General features: G+C 59.0%; 17 protein-coding genes. 15 read left to right on the top strand and 2 right to left on the bottom strand.

Annotated elements, in window-relative coordinates; genetic code table 11:
• Positions 1-12 precede the first annotated feature (12 nt).
• From ACK56M_RS20780 to ACK56M_RS20740, 9 genes are all read left to right on the top strand, one after another.
• Complete coding sequence (locus ACK56M_RS20780) at positions 13-3,579, top strand: glycosyltransferase (RefSeq protein WP_411958966.1); 3,567 nt, start codon at positions 13-15, stop codon at positions 3,577-3,579.
• Between the two features lie 279 nt (positions 3,580-3,858).
• A complete protein-coding gene (gene rfbF / locus ACK56M_RS20775) occupies positions 3,859-4,632 on the top strand; it encodes a glucose-1-phosphate cytidylyltransferase (RefSeq protein ID WP_054573095.1) in 774 nt (257 codons plus the stop codon).
• Positions 4,614-5,696: a CDP-glucose 4,6-dehydratase gene (rfbG, locus tag ACK56M_RS20770; RefSeq protein ID WP_054573096.1), complete on the top strand. Its 1,083-nt coding sequence runs from the start codon at positions 4,614-4,616 to the stop codon at positions 5,694-5,696. Before rfbF ends, rfbG begins: the two co-directional genes overlap by 19 nt.
• Positions 5,693-6,253, top strand: a complete 561-nt coding sequence (locus ACK56M_RS20765) for a dTDP-4-dehydrorhamnose 3,5-epimerase family protein (protein ID WP_054573097.1) — start codon at positions 5,693-5,695, stop codon at positions 6,251-6,253. Before rfbG ends, ACK56M_RS20765 begins: the two co-directional genes overlap by 4 nt.
• The gene (locus tag ACK56M_RS20760; protein ID WP_054573098.1) at positions 6,250-7,476 is read left to right on the top strand and encodes a class I SAM-dependent methyltransferase; all 1,227 of its coding nucleotides are present in this window, start codon (positions 6,250-6,252) and stop codon (positions 7,474-7,476) included. Before ACK56M_RS20765 ends, ACK56M_RS20760 begins: the two co-directional genes overlap by 4 nt.
• Positions 7,473-8,351 (top strand): NAD-dependent epimerase/dehydratase family protein, encoded by an 879-nt coding sequence (locus tag ACK56M_RS20755; protein ID WP_054573099.1) that lies wholly within the window; start codon positions 7,473-7,475, stop codon positions 8,349-8,351. Before ACK56M_RS20760 ends, ACK56M_RS20755 begins: the two co-directional genes overlap by 4 nt.
• Positions 8,352-8,385: 34 nt before the next feature.
• Positions 8,386-9,123 carry a cephalosporin hydroxylase family protein gene (locus ACK56M_RS20750; RefSeq protein WP_054573100.1) on the top strand — a complete coding sequence of 246 codons (738 nt, stop codon included), beginning with the start codon at positions 8,386-8,388 and terminating at the stop codon, positions 9,121-9,123.
• Positions 9,124-9,147: 24 nt separating this feature from the next.
• The gene (locus ACK56M_RS20745; protein ID WP_054573101.1) at positions 9,148-12,078 is read left to right on the top strand and encodes a glycosyltransferase family 2 protein; all 2,931 of its coding nucleotides are present in this window, start codon (positions 9,148-9,150) and stop codon (positions 12,076-12,078) included.
• Between the two features lie 264 nt (positions 12,079-12,342).
• Positions 12,343-13,281 carry a ketoacyl-ACP synthase III gene (locus ACK56M_RS20740; RefSeq protein ID WP_054573102.1) on the top strand — a complete coding sequence of 313 codons (939 nt, stop codon included), beginning with the start codon at positions 12,343-12,345 and terminating at the stop codon, positions 13,279-13,281.
• A 57-nt stretch (positions 13,282-13,338) separates the two neighbouring features.
• Here the strand turns inward: ACK56M_RS20740 and ACK56M_RS20735 are convergent, their stop codons facing one another.
• Together ACK56M_RS20735 and ACK56M_RS20730 are read right to left on the bottom strand one after the other, a co-directional pair.
• Complete coding sequence (locus tag ACK56M_RS20735) at positions 13,339-14,061, bottom strand: TylF/MycF/NovP-related O-methyltransferase (protein WP_054573103.1); 723 nt, start codon at positions 14,059-14,061, stop codon at positions 13,339-13,341.
• Positions 14,058-14,924: a hypothetical protein gene (locus ACK56M_RS20730; protein ID WP_054573104.1), complete on the bottom strand. Its 867-nt coding sequence runs from the start codon at positions 14,922-14,924 to the stop codon at positions 14,058-14,060. Before ACK56M_RS20730 ends, ACK56M_RS20735 begins: the two co-directional genes overlap by 4 nt.
• 412 nt (positions 14,925-15,336) lie before the next feature.
• On the opposite strand from ACK56M_RS20730, the gene ACK56M_RS20725 reads away from it, so the two are divergent.
• The 6 genes from ACK56M_RS20725 (at position 15,337) to fleQ (ending at position 20,589) form a co-directional block, all read left to right on the top strand.
• Positions 15,337-16,179, top strand: coding sequence for a flagellin domain-containing protein (locus tag ACK56M_RS20725; RefSeq protein ID WP_054573105.1), 843 nt, complete (start codon positions 15,337-15,339; stop codon positions 16,177-16,179).
• Between the two features lie 69 nt (positions 16,180-16,248).
• A complete protein-coding gene (locus ACK56M_RS20720; RefSeq protein ID WP_054573106.1) occupies positions 16,249-16,611 on the top strand; it encodes a flagellar protein FlaG in 363 nt (120 codons plus the stop codon).
• Between the two features lie 77 nt (positions 16,612-16,688).
• Positions 16,689-18,107, top strand: a complete 1,419-nt coding sequence (fliD, locus tag ACK56M_RS20715; protein WP_054573107.1) for a flagellar filament capping protein FliD — start codon at positions 16,689-16,691, stop codon at positions 18,105-18,107.
• Positions 18,108-18,240: 133 nt separating this feature from the next.
• Entirely contained in the window at positions 18,241-18,636 is a 396-nt protein-coding gene (gene fliS, locus ACK56M_RS20710; protein ID WP_054573108.1) for a flagellar export chaperone FliS, read from the top strand.
• Positions 18,637-18,650: 14 nt separating this feature from the next.
• Positions 18,651-18,947, top strand: coding sequence for a flagellar protein FliT (locus ACK56M_RS20705; RefSeq protein ID WP_191472267.1), 297 nt, complete (start codon positions 18,651-18,653; stop codon positions 18,945-18,947).
• A gap of 166 nt (positions 18,948-19,113) precedes the next feature.
• On the top strand, positions 19,114-20,589 hold the full coding sequence (fleQ, locus tag ACK56M_RS20700; protein WP_411958965.1) for a transcriptional regulator FleQ: 1,476 nt from the start codon (positions 19,114-19,116) through the stop codon (positions 20,587-20,589).
• Positions 20,590-21,046: the final 457 nt, after the last annotated feature.

Raw genomic sequence — 21,046 nt, 5'->3', positions numbered from 1 at the left:
CAAGGCTCCAACGTGAACGAACAACCCCTCGTCAGCATCCTCATTCCTGCCTACAGCGCGCGCTTTTTCGCCGTGGCGTTGCAGAGCGCGGTGGGGCAATCCTACGAGAACCTCGAGGTCCTGGTCTGTGATGACAGTGAAGGGGATGAGATCGAAACGATCGTGCGTTGCGTTGAAGAGCAGAGCGGTAGGGCGGTGCGTTATGTTCGTAACGAGCGTCGCCTCGGGTTTGTCGGCAATCTGGTCCAAGCTGTGCAGATGGCATCTGGCGAGCTGGTCAAGGTGTTGTGTGACGATGACCGGCTGATGCCGCTATGCGTGGCGCGCCAGGCAAAGTGTCTGGCAGATGATAGCGAGGTCAGCTTGGTTCTCGCTCAGCGCATGTTCGTCGACGAGAACAGCTATGTGCTGCCGATGCGCTTGGCCAATGCCCGGTTTGTTGACACCGACAGCCTGTTCAATGGCAACGACATATTGTCGATCCTGAACGATAGCCCGGCTAATTTCCTCGGCAACTTCTCCTCAGCGATGATGCGGCGTGAGCAGGTCTTGAGCTTCTTGTGCGCATTGACGCAGGATGAGCAGGGGTTCGTGGCATTGCTGGATATGGTGCTCTTCTGCTGTTTGATGCGCACCGGGCAGTTGATGCTGCTCGGCGATGTCCTGGTGATTGAACGCCTGCATGCCCAGCGCTTGAGCAAACAGTCAGCGGTGAGGGCATCGCTCGTGCGCGAATGGGGCTGGCTGCGTCAGATGCTGGAGCAGCGTGGTGGCGAGCAAGCCCCGGCGCAAGGGTGGGTACGTTATCGGGCACTGTCGGACACCTCGCTCATGCCGGGTCAATGGCGCGAGATGAATCTGGTGTTGCTGTTGGGCAACTGGCAGCAGACCATGCGTTGCCGTATCGGTAGTGACAGTGAAAGTTACGCCGAGCTTTACCAGGCCTGGGTGGATGAGCGTCAACTGAGTGCTGCACAGCTCAAGCAGCTGCCCCGTACCTTCGAGTCCTGGCCCCGCAAACCCCGAGTTGCCGTAGTGATACTGGATCTGGCCGGTAGCCTGGATGAGCTCAGTCAGACTGTGTACAGCGTTCAGGCGCAGTGCTACGTAGCCCAGGATTGCGTTGTGTTATCTGATGTCAAAGGCTGTGTGTGGTCGGGGGTTGCTCAGCATGCGCTGGAGGGGGACTGGGTCGGCCAGATCAATCGAGTCGTAGCCGCTTTGCCTGAAAGCGATTGGGTCTACCTGTTGCATGCGGGTGACAGGCTTGTCGACACCGCGTTGCTGTTGCTGGCGGAGCGCATCGCCGTCATGCCGGGGTTGGGCTGTATCTACAGCGATGAAGATACTTGGGTGGATGGCGCGCTCTGCGAGCCGATTTTCAAACCTGCTTTCAACATCGACCTGATGCGTAGCTATCCGTACGTCGGGCGTACTCTAGCTTTCGATCGAGCAGCGTTCGCTACGCTGGGCGGCCTAGATTCACGTTTTGCAGACCTGGCGGCGCATGATCTGCTCTGGCGGTTGGTGGAGGCCAAAGGCCCTCAGGCAGTTGAGCATATTGCCGAGATTCAGGTGCATTCGACCCTCGGATTTGCGCAGTGGCTGTCGCAAGATTCGGTAATTGCCCAGAGCGAGCCCGTGCTTCACGAGCACTTGAATCGTCTGGGTGTCGCTCACCAGATACGCCACGATGAAGTGCCTGTACTTAACCGAGTCGACTATCTGCACACCGAGCAGCCACTCGTCACGCTTGTGCTGCCCTGTAACCAGCCGTTTCAGATCGTTCAGCGCTGCGTCATGTCGGTGCTGGAGCAGACCACGTATTCGCGCTATGAATTGGTACTGGTCGCGGCTGATGATATCGAGCCCGCTGCAGGCAACTGGCTTCATGCAATGGCCGAGGTGGGCGGCGCGATACTTCGGGTATTGCGTTTGAGTGGGGCTGCCGATGTCGGGCGGATGATCAACGAAGCCGCTAAGACAGCGCGCGGCGATTACCTGCTGATGCTTTCATCGGGGCTGCAAGTCCGCGAGAGCCAATGGCTAGGTGAGTTGCTCAACCATGCTCAGCGTCCAGAGGTGGCAATCGTGGGCGCCAAAGTGGTGGATGTGCATGACAGAGTCGTTCACGCAGGCCTGGTTCTAGGCGGCAGTGGTGGCGTAGGGCTGGTATGTGCGGGTGAAGAAGGACAAAGTCGAGGCTATTTGCAACGTCTGCAGGTCACTCAGAACTGGAGTGCGGTGGCAGGTGACTGTCTGATTGTGCGCAAGTCAGTTTTTGACGCATTAGATGCTCTGGATCTCACCCAGTTTTCCGCAGGGTTGGGTGAAGTCGATCTGTGCCTGCGCGCGAGAAGCCTGGGTTATCTGGTCGTCTGGACGCCCTATGCGTGTTTGTATGCGATTGGAGCAGCCTCTGGCGAGCCTCACGCAAACGCGACGTTCGAGCAGCAGTCGGTCTTTTTCGAGCGTTGGCGTTCGTTGGTCGTGCGCGATCCCGCATATAATCCTAACCTGGGGCTGGGGCGTGTCAATTTCGACCTGGATGCCAGCCAGCAAGGCAGTTGGGACCCGTTCTGCGCGCGGACGCTGCCTTCGGTGCTCGCTTTACCTGTGAACGCCTCGGCAGTTGGCGCGTATAGGGTCACCGAACCGTTCGCCCGTCTGGAGGCTGGCGGGCGTATTGTCGGACGGGTTTCGTACGAGTCCCCGGATACCGTCCAACTCGCCCGCATGAATCCCGATATCATCGTGGTGCAGTTGCGGCATAACGAAAACTCGGTCAGCGACCTTGAACGGCTGGCCAGGTTTTCCAGTGCGCGGCGTATCTACGAGATCGACGACTATGTGCTCAAGGCGCCGAAGAAGAACAAGCATGCCCGTAACAAGCCGGCAGATATCGAGCAGCACCTGCGCCGCGCAATCGGGTTGTGTGATCGTGTCGTCGTTACCACCCAGGCGCTGGCAGATGCGCTGGGCTCGATGCACAGTGATTTCCGCGTAGTCCCGAACATGCTCGACCCGGAGGTCTGGTGCGCTTTCAAGTGCGAGAGGGCAACGGCCTCGAAACCACGTGTGGGTTGGGGTGGCGGCACCAGTCATTCGGGTGACCTGGAAATCATTGCTGAAACAGTTCGGCTTTTGGCGGATGAGGTTCATTGGGTGTTCTTCGGCATGTGCCCAGATGAGCTTCGCCCGTACGTGCATGAGTTTCATCCACCGGTAGCCTTGGCCAACTATCCGGCCAAGCTTGCCAGCCTGAATCTGGATCTGGCCCTGGCCCCGCTGGAGTTCCATATCTTCAACGACTGCAAGAGCAACCTGCGCTTGCTGGAATACGGCGCCTGTGGTTACCCGGTTATCTGTACCGATACCGAGGCGTACCGCGGTTATTTGCCTTGCACGCGGGTGTATGGCAACAGCACCAAGGAATGGGTCGAAGCGATTCGCTCGCATCTCGCAGACCCGGCCTCCAGTTATCGCATGGGGGATGAGTTGCGCGAGGCGGTGATGCGTGATTTCGTTTTGCGCGATGACAACCTGCGCCATTGGGAGTGGGGCTGGTTGGCGGATTGATACGGCTTTCTGGTCACCGTGATAGCGCTCTGTGTATTGTGATAAGGCTGCCTTATGGCCCTTTCGGTTTGCTGCTCTGTTAAACGTCAGTGTGTCGTTGCGGGCAGTCATCTTTCATGGCCGGCGCCGCTGCCGGAAAGGCCTGCGTTGTCTACCACATCGGATTAAAAAACTGTTGGCCCTTTAAGCGGGTTGGCGCATTTCCTGCAAATACCCATCGATATCGCCATAAATCCTTCACCCGGGCGGACCTGGGGCGCGAAGCACATGAGGAAATCGATGAAGGCAGTCATTCTGGCGGGTGGGCTCGGCACGCGTATCAGCGAAGAGTCACACCTCAAGCCCAAACCGATGATCGAGATCGGTGGCAAGCCAATTCTTTGGCACATCATGAAGCAGTATTCGGCGCACGGCATCCACGACTTCGTGATCTGCCTCGGCTACAAGGGGTACGCGATCAAGGACTTCTTCGCCAACTACTTCCTGCATACCTCCGACGTCACATTCGACATGCGTGCCAACCGTATGGATGTGCATCAGAACTACAGCGAGCCATGGCGTGTGACGTTGGTGGATACTGGTGACGATACCATGACCGGTGGCCGCTTGCGTCGTGTTGCCAGATACCTGGAAGACGAGGAGTCGTTTTGCTTCACCTATGGTGATGGCGTCTCTGATCTGAACATCGGTGCGTTGGTTGACTTCCATCTCGGTCACGGCAAACTCGCCACTGTCACAGCGGTACAGCCGCCAGGTCGATACGGAGCACTGGAGCGCGAGGGCGACCGGGTGCGAGGTTTCAGCGAGAAACCGCGCGGTGATGGAGGTTGGATCAATGGTGGCTTCTTCGTGCTCTCTCCCAAGGTCATCCCCTATATTGTCGGTGATGCTATGCCGTGGGAGGCCGAACCGTTGGCCACCCTGGCCCAGCAAGGCCAGCTGATGTCGTTCGAGCACGACGGCTTCTGGCACCCCATGGATACCTTGCGCGACAAGAACCACCTCGAACAGTTGTGGAGCAGCGGGGAGGCGCCATGGAAACAGTGGGCTTGAGTCCCGCGTTCTGGGCCGGTAAGCGCGTCCTGGTCACTGGTCACACTGGTTTCAAGGGCAGCTGGCTGGTGCTCTGGCTGCAGAGCCTGGGCGCTCAGGTCACCGGTTTCGCCCTCGACCCATCGACCGAGCCGAACCTGTTCGATCTGGCACGGGTTGGCGAGGGCATCGATGATCGCCGTGGTGATGTGCGTGATCTTGGCGTTCTGCTGGAACTGGTCGCCGAAGTGCAGCCGGAAATTGTCTTGCACCTGGCAGCCCAGCCGCTGGTGCGTGAAGGGTACCGCGACCCGTTGGGCACCTATTCGAGCAATGTCATGGGGACCCTCAATCTGCTAGAGGCCGTGCGGCAGGTAGGCGGCGTGCGCGCCTGCGTGGTGGTGACCACCGACAAGGTCTACGCCAACCAGGAGTGGGTCTGGTCGTACCGCGAGAACGAAGCGCTCGGTGGTCATGATCCGTACAGCAGCAGCAAGGCCTGCTGCGAGATTCTTGCACAGTCCTACGCGGCGTCATTCTTCCCTGCCGAGCGGTACGCCGACCATGGCCTGAGCCTGGCAACCGCACGCGCCGGCAATGTGCTGGGCGGAGGAGACTTCTCGCCCGATCGGCTGATCCCCGACGTGCTCAAGGCGTGGTCTGCTGACGAGCAGGTGACGCTGCGTTTCCCCCAGGCGGTGCGCCCTTGGCAGCATGCCCTGGAGCCGCTGGCCGGATACCTGCTGCTGGCCGCCAGCCTATACGAGCAGGGCCAGCGCTATGCAGGTGCATGGAACTTCGGCCCGGGTGACGACGACATGCGCAGTGTCGGTGAGGTGGTCCAGTTGCTGGCTGGGCAGTGGCCTCTGGCCCCAGGGGTCAAGGTCGAGACGAGCGACCTGCACGAAGCCGGGCTGCTACGCCTGGACAGCTCTCGAGCCCGCCAGCTGCTTGGCTGGCGACCACGCTGGACGCTCAACGAATGCCTGGAGCGAACCCTAGGCTGGCACCTGGCCTGGCGTAAGGGTATGGACATGCGTGCAGTCTGTCTGACCCAGTTGAGCTTGTATCAGGAGTCGTTGTGAGCGAGTACACCTTGCACCCCTTGCCATTGCAGGGCCTAGCCCGCGTCGATCATCGCCGCCATGAGGATGCCCGTGGTGCATTCTCGCGGCTTTACTGCGAAGGCAGCCTGGAGCGTTTCGGAGCGCCGTTCCACATCCGCCAGATCAACTGCTCGCTGACTCGCGGGCGCGGTAGCGTGCGCGGTTTGCATTATCAGGTCGGGCCGCAGCCGGAGAGCAAGTACATCACCTGCCTGCAGGGTGAAGTGTGGGACGTGGTGGTTGACCTGCGTGCCGATTCGCCGACCTTCCTGCAATGGCATGCCGAGCACCTCAAGGCCGGTGAGGGCAATAGCTTGCTGGTACCTGCCGGTTTCGCCCACGGTTTCCAGGCGCTGAGCGACGATGCCGAGCTGCTTTACCTGCACAGCGCCGACTATGCCCCGGAGCATGAGGGTGGTCTGTCGGTGCTTGACCCGCGCTTGGCCATCGCCTGGCCGTTGCCCGTGATCAACCTCTCGGCCCGGGATGAAATGCATCCTTGGCTGGACAGCCGCTTTACCGGAGTGACCGTATGAATTGCCGTGGTTGTGGCAGCGCCCTGCACCTGCCGTTGATCGATCTGGGCACAGCGCCGCCTTCCAACGCCTACCTGCGTGCCGAGCAACTGGCCGGGGCTGAACAGTGGGTACCGTTGAAGGTGTCAGTGTGCGAGCAATGCTGGCTGGTACAGACCGAGGATTATACCCGCGCCGAGCAGCTGTTCGATGCGGACTATGCCTACTTCAGTTCCTATTCCAGTTCCTGGCTGGGCCATGCCGAAGCCTATGTGGCTGGTATGGCCGAGCGCTTCGCGCTGAGCGCCGACAGCCGTGTGGTGGAGATCGCTGCCAACGATGGCTACTTGTTGCAGTACGTCGCCCGGCGCGGTATTCCCTGCCTGGGGGTCGAGCCGACCCGCAGCACTGCCGATGCGGCGCGTGCCAAAGGACTGGAGATCCGCGAAGTGTTCTTCGGTCGCGACGTGGCGACGCAACTGGTGGCCGAAGGCTGGAGTGCCGACCTGATGGCGGCCAACAACGTGCTCGCCCATGTGCCGGACATCAATGACTTCCTCGGTGGCTTCGCCACCTTGCTTAAGCCGACCGGCGTGGCCACGTTCGAATTCCCGCATTTGCTGTCGCTGATCGCCGAGCACCAGTTCGATACGCTTTATCACGAGCACTATTCCTATTTGTCGCTTACGGCGGTGCAGATCCTCTGCCAGCGCAACGGCCTGGAAATATTCGACGTGCAGGAGCTGCCGACTCACGGTGGTTCACTGCGGGTGTTCGTGCAACGCACTGATGGCCAGCGCCGTACGGTGGAGCCGGCCGTCACCGGCCTGCTGGCGCTGGAGAACGACGTGGGCGTGCGCAGCGCTGGCTTCTACTCCACCTTGGCGCCTGCCGCCGAGCGTATCAAGCTGCAGCTGCTGCGTTTCCTGCTCGACGCCAAGGCTGCTGGCAAGCGCGTGGTGGGTTACGGCGCTGCCGCCAAGGGCAACACCTTACTCAACTATGCCGGGGTCAAGGCTGACCTGTTGGCCTGGGTGGCCGACACCAGCCCGCACAAGCAGGGCAAGTTCCTGCCTGGTAGCCGCATTCCGATAGTGGCGCCCGAGCGCCTGGCCGAGGAACAGCCGGACTATGTGCTGGTGCTGCCGTGGAATCTGCTGCACGAAATCAGCGAGCAGCAGGCCGGCATCCGTGAGTGGGGCGGGCAGTTCGTCATCGCCGTCCCCGAGTTGACCGTGCTATGACCGCATTGCATGTACTGGTAACCGGCGCCACTGGTTTCGTTGGCCGCCATCTGGTGGCCGAACTGCTGGCCCGCGGTTGTCGCGTGCGCGCCTTGGCGCGTGACGTCGAGCGCGCACGGGGCATGGCGTGGTTCGACCAAGTGGAGTTCGTTGCCGGTGACCTGCAGTTGGCCGACGCCGCAGCGGTGGCCAGTTGGGTCGATGGTATCGACGCCCTTGCTCACCTGGCCTGGCCGGGACTGCCCAACTACCAGGCGCTGTTCCATCTGGAGCAGAACCTGATGGCCGACTACCGCTTCATCAAGCACGCGGTCGAGGCTGGTGTACGACAGGTGCTGGTCACCGGCACCTGCTTCGAGTACGGGATGCAGAGCGGCCCGCTGGACGAACAATGTCCGGCGCGCCCGACCAACCCCTATGGCTTGGCTAAGCACAGCCTGCACCAGTTCCTCCAGGCATTGCAGTTGCATCGGCCATTCACTCTGCAATGGGCGCGACTGTTCTACCTGTATGGTCAGGGGCAGAACCCCAACAGCCTGCTGGCAGGGCTCGATCGAGCCATTGATAGCAGCGAGGCATCGTTCGCCATGTCCGGTGGCGAGCAGTTGCGCGACTTTCAGCCGATTACCGATGCCGCCCGCCAGCTGGCTGGTGTGTTGCACTGTCGCGAATTCTCAGGGGTGGTCAATTGCGCCAGTGGTCAGCCGGTTGCAGTGCGCAGTCTGGTCGAGCAGCGTCTGCGTGAGCGAGGAGCCAGCCTGAGCCTGAATCTTGGTTATTACCCTTATCCAACCCATGAGCCGATGGCGTTCTGGGCGGTGACCGATCGTTTGCAGCGCATGCTGCAATCCACTATCGAGCCCTTGCACCGCTGACGCTGTCGGGCCAACACTTTTCAAGAGGCTGCAAATGAGCGACAAAACGCCACTACAGGTATTCGCCGAAGAATGCCAGGCCGAGATCCGTGCCCAAGGCAACGATGCGGCGCTGGGCGAACTGGCCCAGGTCTTCTACAACGAATCGGCCAAGCACAAATACACCTACCACTTCAGCTGGATGGGCCGCCCGATCATCCAGCTGCCCCAGGACATGGTTGCCATGCAGGAGCTGATCTGGAAACTCAAGCCTGACTTGATCATCGAATGTGGCATCGCTCATGGCGGTTCGATCATCTATTACGCGTCGATGATGGAGTTGGTGGGGCATGGTGAGGTCCTTGGCATCGATCGCGATATCCGTCCACATAATCGCGAAGCCATCGAAAGTCACCCAATGTTCAAGCGTATCAGCATGATCGAAGGCTCCAGCATCGACCCGGCCGTTGTCGAGCGGGTGCGGATGCTGGCCGAGGGCAAGAAGGTCATCGTCGTGCTCGATTCCAACCACACCCACGACCACGTGCTGGCCGAACTGCGCGCCTACGCGCCGTTAGTGTCGCAAGACTGCTACTGCGTGGTGATGGATACGGTGGTCGAGGACATGCCTGCCGATGCCTTCCCTGATCGGCCATGGGGTGTTGGCGACAACCCGCGCACTGCTGTGTGGGCTTACCTGAAGGAAACCGAGGACTTCGTCATCGATGCCGAAATCCACGACAAGCTGCTGATCACCGTGGCGCGTGATGGCTACCTGCGCCGAGTGCGCTGAACCAACCAACAGGCAGAAGCAGATATGCAAGCACATGTACAGCACCGGGGCGACGCATCGCTCAAGGATCGCCTCACATTGGTGTTGCTTACCCACAACCGCCCAGATTTTTTGCGCCGGGCCTTGTGCTACTACCGCAACTACCCGGCCAGCATCCTGGTGCTGGATTCGTCGCTGAAGGCTGACGATGAAATTGCTCGCGATTACCCAGATGTCGATTACCGCCATCTACCGCAGTTTTCTTACACTGCATTGCTGGAAAAGCTGGCTTTCGGGGTCAAGCAGGTCGTCACGCCGTTCATGCTCTTCATTGCGGTCGACGACTTCCTGCTGCATGACAGCATAACCCGCTCGGTGGAGTTCCTTGAGCAGCACTCTGATTACGGTCTTTGCCATGGTTACGGGATGATGTATGTGCCCGGTGGCGCGCAGGTCGAGTACTACAAACGTGATAATCGGGTGCAGGAAGACTACTGTTCGCAAGATCCAGAGCAGCGCTTGCTGGAGTTCATGGGCCAGTTCCTCCCGCCTTTTTACGCCGTTACCCGCACTGACCTGTTGCAGCAGTGGTATGAGCTGCTGCCGTTGGGCACCAGCTTCGAATGGCAGGAAATCGGCCACGCTTTCTACCTGCTGGCCAATGCCAAGGCTCGAATTCTGCCGATTCCCTTTGCGGTTCGAGAGGGCAACTATGGCGGTTCTGAGCATGGCACCAACGTACTCACGGTGCTTGCCTTGCAGGACGAGAAGTCACGCCAGGGGCGTGAAGTCTTTGCAGAGTTTCTTGCATCGATTCCTACCGAGTTGAGCAGCAGGGGCGCCGCTGCGGTCAAGCAGATCGCCCTCGAAAGCTTCAAGAGCATGGCCGACGGGTTGCTGACGGGGCGTGCGCTACAAGCTTGCCCGATTGTTCGCTCCGAATGGCAGCGACCGATGTACGAACCTAAACGAATCTTTGGCGAGCAGCAGTTCGTGGAACTTCCGTTCTACAACAAGGCGTTCTTCGACTTGCTGACCGAGATCGAATTCCATATCCATGCCATGCCGGCCGGGCGTCATCAGCTCACCGAACTGGAATCGATCCTGCAAAGGCAATGGCGTTTGCTCCAGGCGCGTGCCAGTGATGATACCACTGCCCTGCGCACTCGCCTCTGGGAGGCGCTTGTCATCAACCCGTTCAACCGGACGGTGGTCGAGCGCCTGTTGATGCAACTGGAGCAGGACGACCAAGCCCAGGCCGAAGCGGAGCAATTACGTGACTGGTTGTGCCGGTTGGAGTCGCTTCCTGGCTTCGACAACGAGGTGTTGTTAAGCAGTATGTCCTCGGGGCGGCTGCTTAATTGGCTCAAGGCTCGTGAGCCAGGCGACGAGTTGGTACGCCAGGCTGCCAAGCGTCTGGACAAGCATCATGGCGGTCCGAGCTTTGGCATTTTATTGCTCGATCTGCAAGCCGACATCGTCAAGCTCCAGGCTACCTTCGACAGTCTCATGAACGGCTACTCGCGCGCCTTCAAGGTGGTTGTATTGACCACCGGAGAGCTGCCGTCGGTGACAAAGCCGCAGCAGACTGTGCATTTCATCAAGGTTACCGAGCAGGATCATGTTCAACGCATGAACGAGGCGGCCAGGCAACTGGGCACTGACTGGATCATGCTGGCCGAAAGTGGTGATCAGTTCACCGCCGGCGGCCTGATGCGTGCTGGGCTCGAGTTGCTAGGCGTCGAAGGGGTGCGTGCCGTGGCGATGGACGAATTGCAGGAACAGGCCAACGGCTTGCTGAGCGATGTCATGCGTCCAGGCATCAACTTGGATCTGCTGCAGAGCGTGCCTGGGCTGATGGCTCGGCACTGGCTGGTGCGTCGCGACCTGTGGTTGGAGGCAGGTGGGTTCGACGCGCGTTACCCGCAGGCGCTGGAGTTCGATCTGTTACTGCGCTTGATCGGCAAAGGAGGTATGGCGGGCCTTGCCCACCTGGCGGAGCCACTGTTGCTCTGCTCTGCGCCTGACAATAGCCGGCACGATCAAGAGCGTGCCGTGCTGGTACAGCATGTGGCCCAGCGGGGGTATGCGGTGTCGGTCGGGTCGGTCCGTCCGGGAACGTTGGCCGTTGACTATCGGCATGAGGCGCGGCCGATGGTTTCGATCATCGTGCACTGCCAGGACAACTTCACAGCGTTGCAAGCGTGCCTGCTCAGCCTGTTGCAGCGCACCCGCTATCAGCAGCATGAAATTCTCGTTGCTGACAATGCCAGCCAGTCGCCCGAGCTGTGCGATTGGCTGGCTAGCTTGCAGTTAGGAGGGAGCCGGTTGCGGGTGGTCCGTAGCGAGCGCGCCCTAGCGCCGGTTGCGATGCTCAATCTGGCCATTCAGCAGGCGCAGGGCGAGTATCTGGTGCTGCTGGACAGCGAGCTCGAGGTGCTTAACGCCAACTGGCTGGAAGGTATGCTCAATCACGCCCAGCGTCCGGAAGTGGGTGTAGTGGGTGGCAAGTTGCTGAACCCCGAGGGACGGGTGGTCGAGGCTGGGCTTGTGCTGGCAGGGCAGGCGGGTGTACGTGCCGCGTTCGTCGGCGAATCCAGGGATTCGCCTGGTTACATGCAGCGCCTTCAGGTGGAACACGGTGTTTCGGCGGTGTCGGGTTGTATCATGCTACGTGCGGAACTGTTGCACGCTGTCGGTGGGCTCGAAGAGCAGTCACCGAATCTGCGCGCCGCGCACGTCGACCTGTGCCTGCAAGCAGTGGCGGCGGGCCTATTGATAGTGTGGACACCACAGGCCCAGGCCGTACGGCATGTTCTGGTGGGCGACGATGCGATGGCCTGCCCACACATGCGTGAGCGCTGGGCGCACGCATTGGCTCAGGACACTTGCTATAACGCCAACCATAGTCTGGACGGCAAGCTATTCAGCCTTGATCTGGATGGCCGGGTTGATTGGCAGGCGTTGATCGCCTGACATCTGTTGCGGAACTACGCCAAGCCATGACCGCCTCGCGGCGGTTATGGCTTTTTTGTGGGCGCAGCCGCACCGGTTTGTCGATTCGACAAAAAGAGCGTGACTTGAGAGTCAGAACGCGCATCTTCACTGTATATTGTCGAAACCGGGAACCGCCGCGCCGCTCCGAACAAATTGTCAGGGATCGGAAACCACCGCATCGCCTGGCGTTTTGCCGTTTGGTTCCGTGGCGGGTATTTCGCTGTTACTGAATTGGGAAGCCATATGATTGGCATTAAAAGTATCGCCAGTTACGTGCCGACTGACGGCGTGGACAACTACGCCCAGGGCGCGAAATTCGGCAAGGACCAGGATTTTATCTTCGGCAAGATCGGTTCGACCTTTTTGCCGCGCAAGGATGCTGCCCAGGAAACGTCCGACCTCTGCGTAGAGGCCGCGAAAAACCTGTTCGCTGTCAATCCATCCCTGGACCCGGCATCCATCGATGTGGTGATCGTGGTCACTCAGAACGGTGATGCCGAAGGTTTGCCGCATACGGCGGCGATCGTACAGCACAAGCTCGGCCTGTCGACAGCGGTTGCCGCTTTTGACATCTCGCTGGGCTGTTCGGGTTATGTCTACGGCCTTTATGCGATGAAAGGCTTCATGGAGGCCGCAGGCCTGAGAAACGGCTTGTTGATCACCGCCGACCCCTATTCGAAGATCGTCGACCCGGAGGATCGCAACACCACCATGTTGTTTGGTGATGCCGCCACGGCCACTTGGATGGGTGAGGGTGCCGCCTGGCAGTTGGGCAGGTCGTTGTTCGGCAGCGATGGTGCCGGTGCCGAGCACCTACGTACCACCGACGGCAAGTTCTTCATGAATGGTCGCCAGGTTTACAACTTCGCCTTGGTCAAGGTGCCTGCACACCTGCAGCAGTTGCTCGAAGCCAGCAAGTTGCAGGCTGACGATATCGATCTGTACTGCTTGCATCAGGGGAGCGCCGCGATCGTCGACGCGGTGTCGTCGCGCTTTGTCGAGGGCGAATATAAGCAGAAGTTCGTCAAGGATATGGTGGAAACCGGCAACACGGTGTCGTCAAGCATTCCACTACTGCTCGAAAAGCACGTGCTCGGTTCGCAGCACAGGCGCGTGGCGCTCAGCGGCTTTGGTGTGGGGCTGTCTTGGGGGTCGGCGATCCTCGAAAGGGCGCCTGAGTAAGATTGTGCCGATGGATCGTCCGATGCCACTGCAAGGCATCGGACGATTGTTGCGGTATCAGACGCGGAAATAGCCCACGGTTGAATCGAACGGGAGACGCTTGAGTTCGATTTTGTTCAGATCCAGCACGTCGCGCAATGCGGCGGTCTCGCCGGGGAAGTTACGGTAGGCGACTTCGTCGAGTACTACGATCGCACCTTTTGGCATGTAAGGCAGGAAGGTTTCCAAGGCTACTTTGGTCGAAGCATACAGGTCGGTGTCAAGAATCAGCATCGCCACCACGAGGTCGGGGCGGGTCTTGACGAAGGCAGGTACGGTCTCGAGGATGTCGCCTTTGATGATCTCGCAGCGCGGAATGCGATTGACCGGGCGCACCAGGTCATTAGTGTCGATCATTTCCTGAAGAATCGAGTCATCGGTGTCGGAGAACATCGTTTCGTTGATGTCCGTCGGATCATTCTCTTTGTCGATGCTGGCAAATCCTTGGAAAGTATCGAAACCAATGATCGAGCGATTGATTGCATACGGTTCCAGAATCATTGACAGGTGCATGTAGAGCATCAATGAGTTGCCCTTGTAGACGCCGCATTCGACGATTGCGCCGGGTACGTCCTGCACCATCTTGAACAGCTCCATGCGCGATAGCGCGGCTGTCACGGTGATTCGGTTGGCAAACACGAACGGTGCATCGGCAACGTACTGCGCGTCTACCTTGCTCAGCACGGTGGCGCGTTTTTCGTTGTACTCAACTTCCGCAGCAGTCAGGCGGCGCTTTGTCATGGGTTGACTCCCTGGAATCTGGAAAAATCTTTGGCGTGGAAAAGGTCTTTAAAACCGGCGTGGGCGTCGATGCAACCATTGTCTACGTTGGGTGCGCCGCGCTTGTTGATCAGATCTTGCAAGTGAATCAGGCGGAAATCGACACTGAAACGCACTTGATCGGTGGTGTTGGCCACGGTGCCATGCAAGTGGGAGCCACTGAATATCAGCATCTCGCCGCTGTTGCTGGCAATGCGCAGCTCCGAGCGGTCATCAATTTCTTCCAAGGGAACCGGGTGCACGCGGTTTTCCTGCGTGATGTTTTCCTTGGCTTTGAAGCGTTGTTCGGTGATCCAGTGCTCCAGGCTCCAGCCGTCGGATGAGTTGTTCACCGGGCGGTTGAAGTAGGCAGGGTTGATCATCATGGTTTGCTCGGGCTTGAGCGAGTACAGCGGCATCCAGGTATTGATCTGGCAGTCGACATTGCCGTACCAGGTGTCCCGGTGGGGTTTGTAGGCATAACTGACGCCTGCATGCAGGTAATCGTAATGTGGCACTACCCGTACGCGTGGCACATCGAACAAGTATTCGCCTGGATCGGCCCCGATTTCCAGAATGAACGCCTGGATCAGCGCCTTGGCTTCTCCGCCATTGGTGAAATGGCGTTTGAGGGCGGTTACCCGCTCAACGAAACTTTCCACCGGCATCATTTTATGCAGCGATTGGTGATCGGTTTCTCCATCGAACGCTTGAGTGATAGAGGCCCGGGCAAGGGCGCACAGGTCGTATGCACTGCGCAGGGATGTGTCGAGAAAAATGTCGCCCTGGTAAATGTCATCTCGCAGCGCCGGCCTGTTCTTCGTCTGGTTTACGTATAAATTCATGGCTGATCAGCTCTTGGAGGGGGCCAGAAGGTATCGAGCCTTTATTGCGCGGCTCTATTTGGGTCCTGGCTGCCAGGCGCGGGCTTTCGCGTGCTGACAGCGGAGAGTGAAATTGGGATCGGCCGCGTGGCGGGCAACTTTAGAGTATGTTGACCATTTTCACAGGGAGGTGGAGTGAGGCGTCAATTGTCACGGTTGATGCTATCTCTGAGGTGATGCTCCACGCGTGCGAAGATTTTTTGGCGTCAACGTATTGATTTTCTTGGGCTGGCAGGTGGCCAGTAAAATTTTTTAAAAAAAACCTCAAGCAACGCGCCCTGACGACGATAACCATGACGAAGGTTCTCTGTGCCACACCCGGCGAATTGCCAAGGCCGGAAGCCGTAGTACCCAATCCAACGAGGAATTCGTCATGGCTTTGACCGTTAACACCAACACCACCTCTCTGGGTGTTCAGAAAAACCTGAACCGTGCTACCGATGCACTGAGCACCTCGATGACCCGCCTGTCTTCCGGCCTGAAAATCAACAGCGCCAAGGACGACGCCGCCGGCCTGCAAATTGCCACTCGTATGACCTCGCAGATTCGCGGTCAGACCATGGCTATCAAGAACGCCAACGACGGTATCTCCATCGCCCAGACCGCTGAAGGTGCGATGCAAGAGCAGACCAACATCCTGCAGCGCATGCGTGAACTGGCCATCCAGGCCAACAACGCTTCGAACAGCGACAAGGACCGTGATGCTCTGAACACTGAGTTCGCCTCGATGTCCGACGAGCTGACTCGTATCGCCAACAGCACCCAGCTGAACGGCAAGAACCTGCTCAACACCACTGCCACCTTGAGCTTCCAGGTTGGTTCCAACACTGGTACTGAAAACCAGATCTCCATCAAGCTGGCTAACCTGACTGCTTCCGCCCTGGGTGTTAACTCGGGTGCTATCGCGATTTCTGGTGCTGACAGCACCATCAGTGCTAACTTCAGCGCTGCTGTGAACGCTATCGACTCCGCTCTGCAAACCATCAACAGCACCCGTGCTGATCTGGGTGCTGCCCAGAACCGTCTGACCAGCACCATCAACAACCTGCAGAACATCAACGAGAACGCCGAAGCCGCTCGTGGCCGTGTACAGGACACCGACTTTGCTGCTGAAACTGCCCAGCTGACCAAGCAGCAGACTCTGCAGCAAGCTTCGACCTCGGTTCTGGCTCAGGCCAACCAGCTGCCGTCGGCAGTACTGAAGCTGCTGGGCTAATCTGCCTAGTCGCTGGCGGGGAAGTGCATGCGTGGCGCTTCCCCGCCTTTTCATCGTGAGGTGGTGGGCATGGACATGAGTGCCAAGCTGAACCTGAGTTACCCGGTCGCACGTTCGGTTGAGCAGGTTGCCGAAAAGCCGGTTACCCGGGCAGTTGAAGCTGCAGTACCCAGTGAAGACGACAAGAAAGACTCGCTGGCGGCGAAGGATGCCGAAAAGGTCAAGAATGCCGTCTCTGAAATCGAAAAATTTTTGAAAGCGTCACAGCGCAATCTGGAGTTCTCCACGGACGAAGAATCCGGCAAGATCGTGGTCAAAGTCATCGCCAGCGACAGTGGTGAGTTGATTCGCCAATTGCCCTCGGAAGAGGCGTTGCGAATTGCCCGCAGCCTGAGTGATGCCAACAGTGTTCTGTTCGACGCCAAGGTTTGACTGGCGGCGAGTACCAATGAAGTAAAGCATGTCGGCCCCGCAGGAGTGGGCTGGCGGTTAACGAGAGGGAGAACAGCATGGCAAGCCCAATCGCCTCCAGTACTGGCCTCGGGTCCGGTCTGGACATCGGTTCGATCGTCAAGGTCCTGGTCCAGTCCGACACTGCCGCCAAGCAGGCGCAGATTACCCGGCAGACCAGTAACAACAGTGCGATGATCTCCGGAATCGGGTCGCTGCGTAGTGCCCTCACGGCCTTCCAGACTGCCATGACCAAGCTCAACGACAAGACCGCGCCGTCGTTCAATGCCTATGCGGCTACTTCGGCCAATGACAAGGTCGTCAAGGTCACCTCGGGCAACACCGCAGTCGCCGGTAGTTACGACATTCAGGTAGCAAAGCTGGCAACGGGTTCGAAAGTGGCTAGCCAGGCGTTTGTCGAAGGTGCCTCCAAAGCGATTGCCGCGGGAACCCTGACGATCGAACAAGGTGATCCCGCAGTTGGCGGCACGGCCTACACGATCGAGGTCGGCGCTGGCGCCACGCTGCAAAGCGTGCGCGACCAGATCAACAAGGAAATGAGTGCCAACGGCATCAGTGCCAACATCATTACAGGTGAGGATGGCGCTCGTCTGGTGTTGACGTCCTCAAAGACTGGCGCGGGCAATGATCTCTCATTGAAGGGGGATGTCGATCAGACTGAGCTGAATATTGTCGGCACCCAGAAGATGGTAGGGACGGGGGCAGGCTATATTACCGATATAGCTCAGGACGCCGAGCTGACGATCGATGGCCTGAAGATCACCAGCGCCACCAATACCATTAGTGATTCGATCAGTGGTTTGAGCCTGGAGTTGATCAGTGAGAGCGCGGCGGCAACCAAGGTCACCGTAGCGGCCAACAATGATGGCCTGAAGACCTCCATCCAAAGTTTTGTCGATGCCTACAACACGCTGCAGAAGGCTATTACGTCGCTGACTTCGACCAGCCGTGATGACGATGACAACCTGGTGCTGGGACCTCTGACCAACGACCCTACCACCCGGTCGCTGTTGGGTGATATTCGTAAGGTGCTTTCCGAAGTGGGGGCAGGCGATCAGCTGACCACTCTGAGTCAGTTAGGTATCAACACACAAAAAGACGGCACTCTGGAGTTCAACAGCACCAAATTCGCCGCAGCGATGAATGACAAGAAGTTGGGAGCGGAAGTGCAGGAGTTGTTCACCGGCACGAATGGCATTTTCGAGCGGATGAACAAGGCCATTGACCCGTACAATGCCACTGATGGTAGTTTGGCTAGCCGTAATAGCGCATTGAGCAACGTTGCCAAGAACTTGAGTGAGCAGCAGGCTGCCCTCGATCGGCGCACCGACTCGTTGACCGAATCACTGACCAAGAAATACGTGGCCTTGGACACTGCCCTAGGCAAGATGAAAGCCCAGGCCGACCAGATCACGTCGATCTTCGAGGCGATCAACGCGCAGGCCAAGAAGTCCTGATTCTTTCCGTGTGACAAAAGCCCGGCAGCGTTTGCCAGACGCGCCGGGCTTTTCGTTTTAACCCTAAAGTTTTTTGACGTGGCGGCGATACACAGGGTAGACGCAACCTTTTTCGCAGCAACGAGGCAGATCCATGAACCCGATGTTGGCCCTTCGGCAATACCAGAAAGTCAACGGCGTGGCACAGACATCCGAAGCCAGTCCGCACCGCCTGGTGCAGATGCTCATGCAGGGCGGCCTTGATCGCATGGCGCAGGCGAAGGGCGCGATCGCGCGCAATGATATAGCCCAGAAGGGTATCCTCATCGGCAAGGCCATCGACATCATCGGCGGCCTGCGTGAAGGCCTGGATCTGGAAAACCATGCCGACACCCTGGCCGATCTGGACAACCTGTATACCTACATGAGTCGTCGCTTGATCGAAGCCAATGCAAAAAATGACCCGGAGATCATCGACGAAGTGGCGCGCCTGCTGATCACCATCAAGGAAGGTTGGGACGCGATCGGCGACCCGTCGGCGGCTTCCTAAGCCAGGAGGATGACATGAGCGAGGTTATCGCCCGTATAGAGCACACCCGAGAAGCCTTGCTGGCGGCGCTGGCTGATCGCGACTGGGGTACAGTTGGCGAGCTCGACCTGGAATGCCGGCTGTGTGTCGACGATGTGCTTGCCGAGGCTCATGAAAACGAAGCGGAAGTACGTGGTAGCCTTGAGCAGTTGTTGGCCGTATACCGTCAACTAATCGATGTTGCAAGTGGCGAACGTCAATCCTTGGTGGATGAAATGACGAAAATCCGTCAGGCGAAGAACGCGGCAAAGGTATACCATTTGTTCACCTGACCACAGATGTTGCCAAAAGCCATGCGCCATTAATTTGACTGGCTGGTGTTTTTTGACTTTACTAGTGGCTGTTTTCGAATTTCAGACGTCCGAACACTGACCATTCAGTCGGAATGATGTCGAGCACGCCCTCGGGCGCCGATATGACTAGGGAAGTTGCTATTGCATGTGGCGTGAAACCAAGATTCTGCTGATCGACGACGACAGCGCACGCCGCCGCGACCTGGCGGTGGTGCTTAACTTCCTCGGCGAAGAAAACCTCGCTTGCTCCAGCCAGGACTGGCAGCAAGTGGTCGAGCCGTTGTCTTCGAGTCGCGAAGTGCTGTGCGTGCTTATTGGCACTGTAAATGCCCCGGGCAGTGTGCTTGGGCTCGTTAAGACAGTGACTGGGTGGGATGAGTTCCTTCCGGTTCTGCTTTTAGGTGAAATTTCTTCTGCGGAGTTCCCGGAAGACCTTCGCCGCCGGGTGCTTTCCAACCTGGAAATGCCGCCAAGCTACAGCCAGCTGCTGGATTCGCTGCACCGTGCCCAGGTCTATCGCGAGATGTACGACCAGGCGCGCGAGCGTGGTCGCCAGCGCGAACCCAACCTGTTCCGCAGCCTGGTCGGCACCAGCCGTGCCATTCAGCACGTGCGGCAGATGATGCAGCAAGTGGCCGATACCGATGCCAGCGTGCTGATCCTGGGTGAGTCCGGCACCGGCAAGGAAGTGGTCGCGCGCAACCTGCACTACCATTCCAAACGCCGCGAGGCGCCGTTCGTGCCGGTCAACTGCGGCGCGATCCCGGCCGAGTTGCTGGAAAGCGAACTGTTCGGCCACGAGAAGGGCGCCTTTACCGGGGCGATCACCAGCCGTGCCGGGCGCTTCGAGCTGGCCAACGGCGGTACCCTGTTCCTTGACGAAATCGGCGACATGCCGTTGCCGATGCAGGTCAAGCTGTTGCGCGTGTTGCAGGAGCGTACCTTCGAGCGCGTGGGCAGCAACAAGACCCAGAGCATCGATGTGCGCATCATTGCCGCGACCCACAAGAACCTCGAGACCATGATCGAGGAGGGTACGTTCCGCGAAGACCTGTACTACCGCCTGAACGTGTTCCCTATCGAGATGGCGCCGCTGCGTGAGCGGGTGGAAGACATCCCGCTGCTGATGAACGAGCTGATCTCGCGTATGGAGCACGAGAAGCGCGGGTCCATCCGCTTCAACTCCGCGTCGATCATGTCGCTGTGTCGCCACGGCTGGCCGGGTAACGTGCGCGAGCTGGCCAGCCTGGTCGAGCGTATGGCGATCATGCACCCGTACGGGGTGATTGGCGTTTCCGAGCTGCCGAAGAAATTCCGTTACGTCGATGACGAAGACGAGCAGATGGTCGACAGCCTGCGCAGCGACCTGGAAGAGCGCGTGGCGATTAATGGCCATACGCCGAACTTCAGCAACCACGCCATGCTGCCACCTGAAGGCCTGGACCTGAAGGACTATCTGGGCAGCCTGGAGCAGGGCCTGATCCAGCAGGCGCTGGACGATGCCAACGGTATCGTTGCGCGTGCGGCTGAACGTTTGCGCATTCGCCGCACCACCTTGGTCGAGAAGATGCGCAAGTATGGCATGAGCCGCCAGGGCGGCGAGGAACAGGCGGAGGATTGACGGCTGGGGCGGGGTGTTCGGCTTGGCGTTGATGGTGTCTGTTAGGTCGAGCGCCGCCCGCGCGGCGCTTCGCGGGACAAGCCCGCTCCCACATTTGTTGCAACGTGCCGAACCTGTCAGGCCATGGTTGTCAGCCTTGTTGCCTTGACGCGGTTTCCCGGCTGGCGCTACCGCCGTCTCTCCAGTCTCAAACTCTCCGCCAAAGCGGGCAACGCCTCTCCCACAGGCATGGCCACGTTGCAACAAATGTGGGAGCGGGCTTGTCCCGCGAAGCGCCGCGCGGGCGGCGCTCGGTCTCACAGGCGCAGAAAGTGTCAAGGCGAATACCCGCGAAGCGCCGCGCGGGCGGCGCTCGATTTCACAGGCGCAGAAAGTGTCAAGGCGTATATACCCGCGGCGGCGCACGATATGCGCCCCACCAAAATCTCAAACCCTGCATTAAACCCCATCTCCGGCA

It is taken from the genome of Pseudomonas sp. s4 (genome assembly GCF_046764235.1).
Lineage (GTDB): Bacteria > Pseudomonadota > Gammaproteobacteria > Pseudomonadales > Pseudomonadaceae > Aquipseudomonas > Aquipseudomonas asiatica.
The sequence above is the reverse complement of the archived record's forward strand: the minus strand, read 5'-3'. Positions and strand labels throughout refer to the sequence as shown.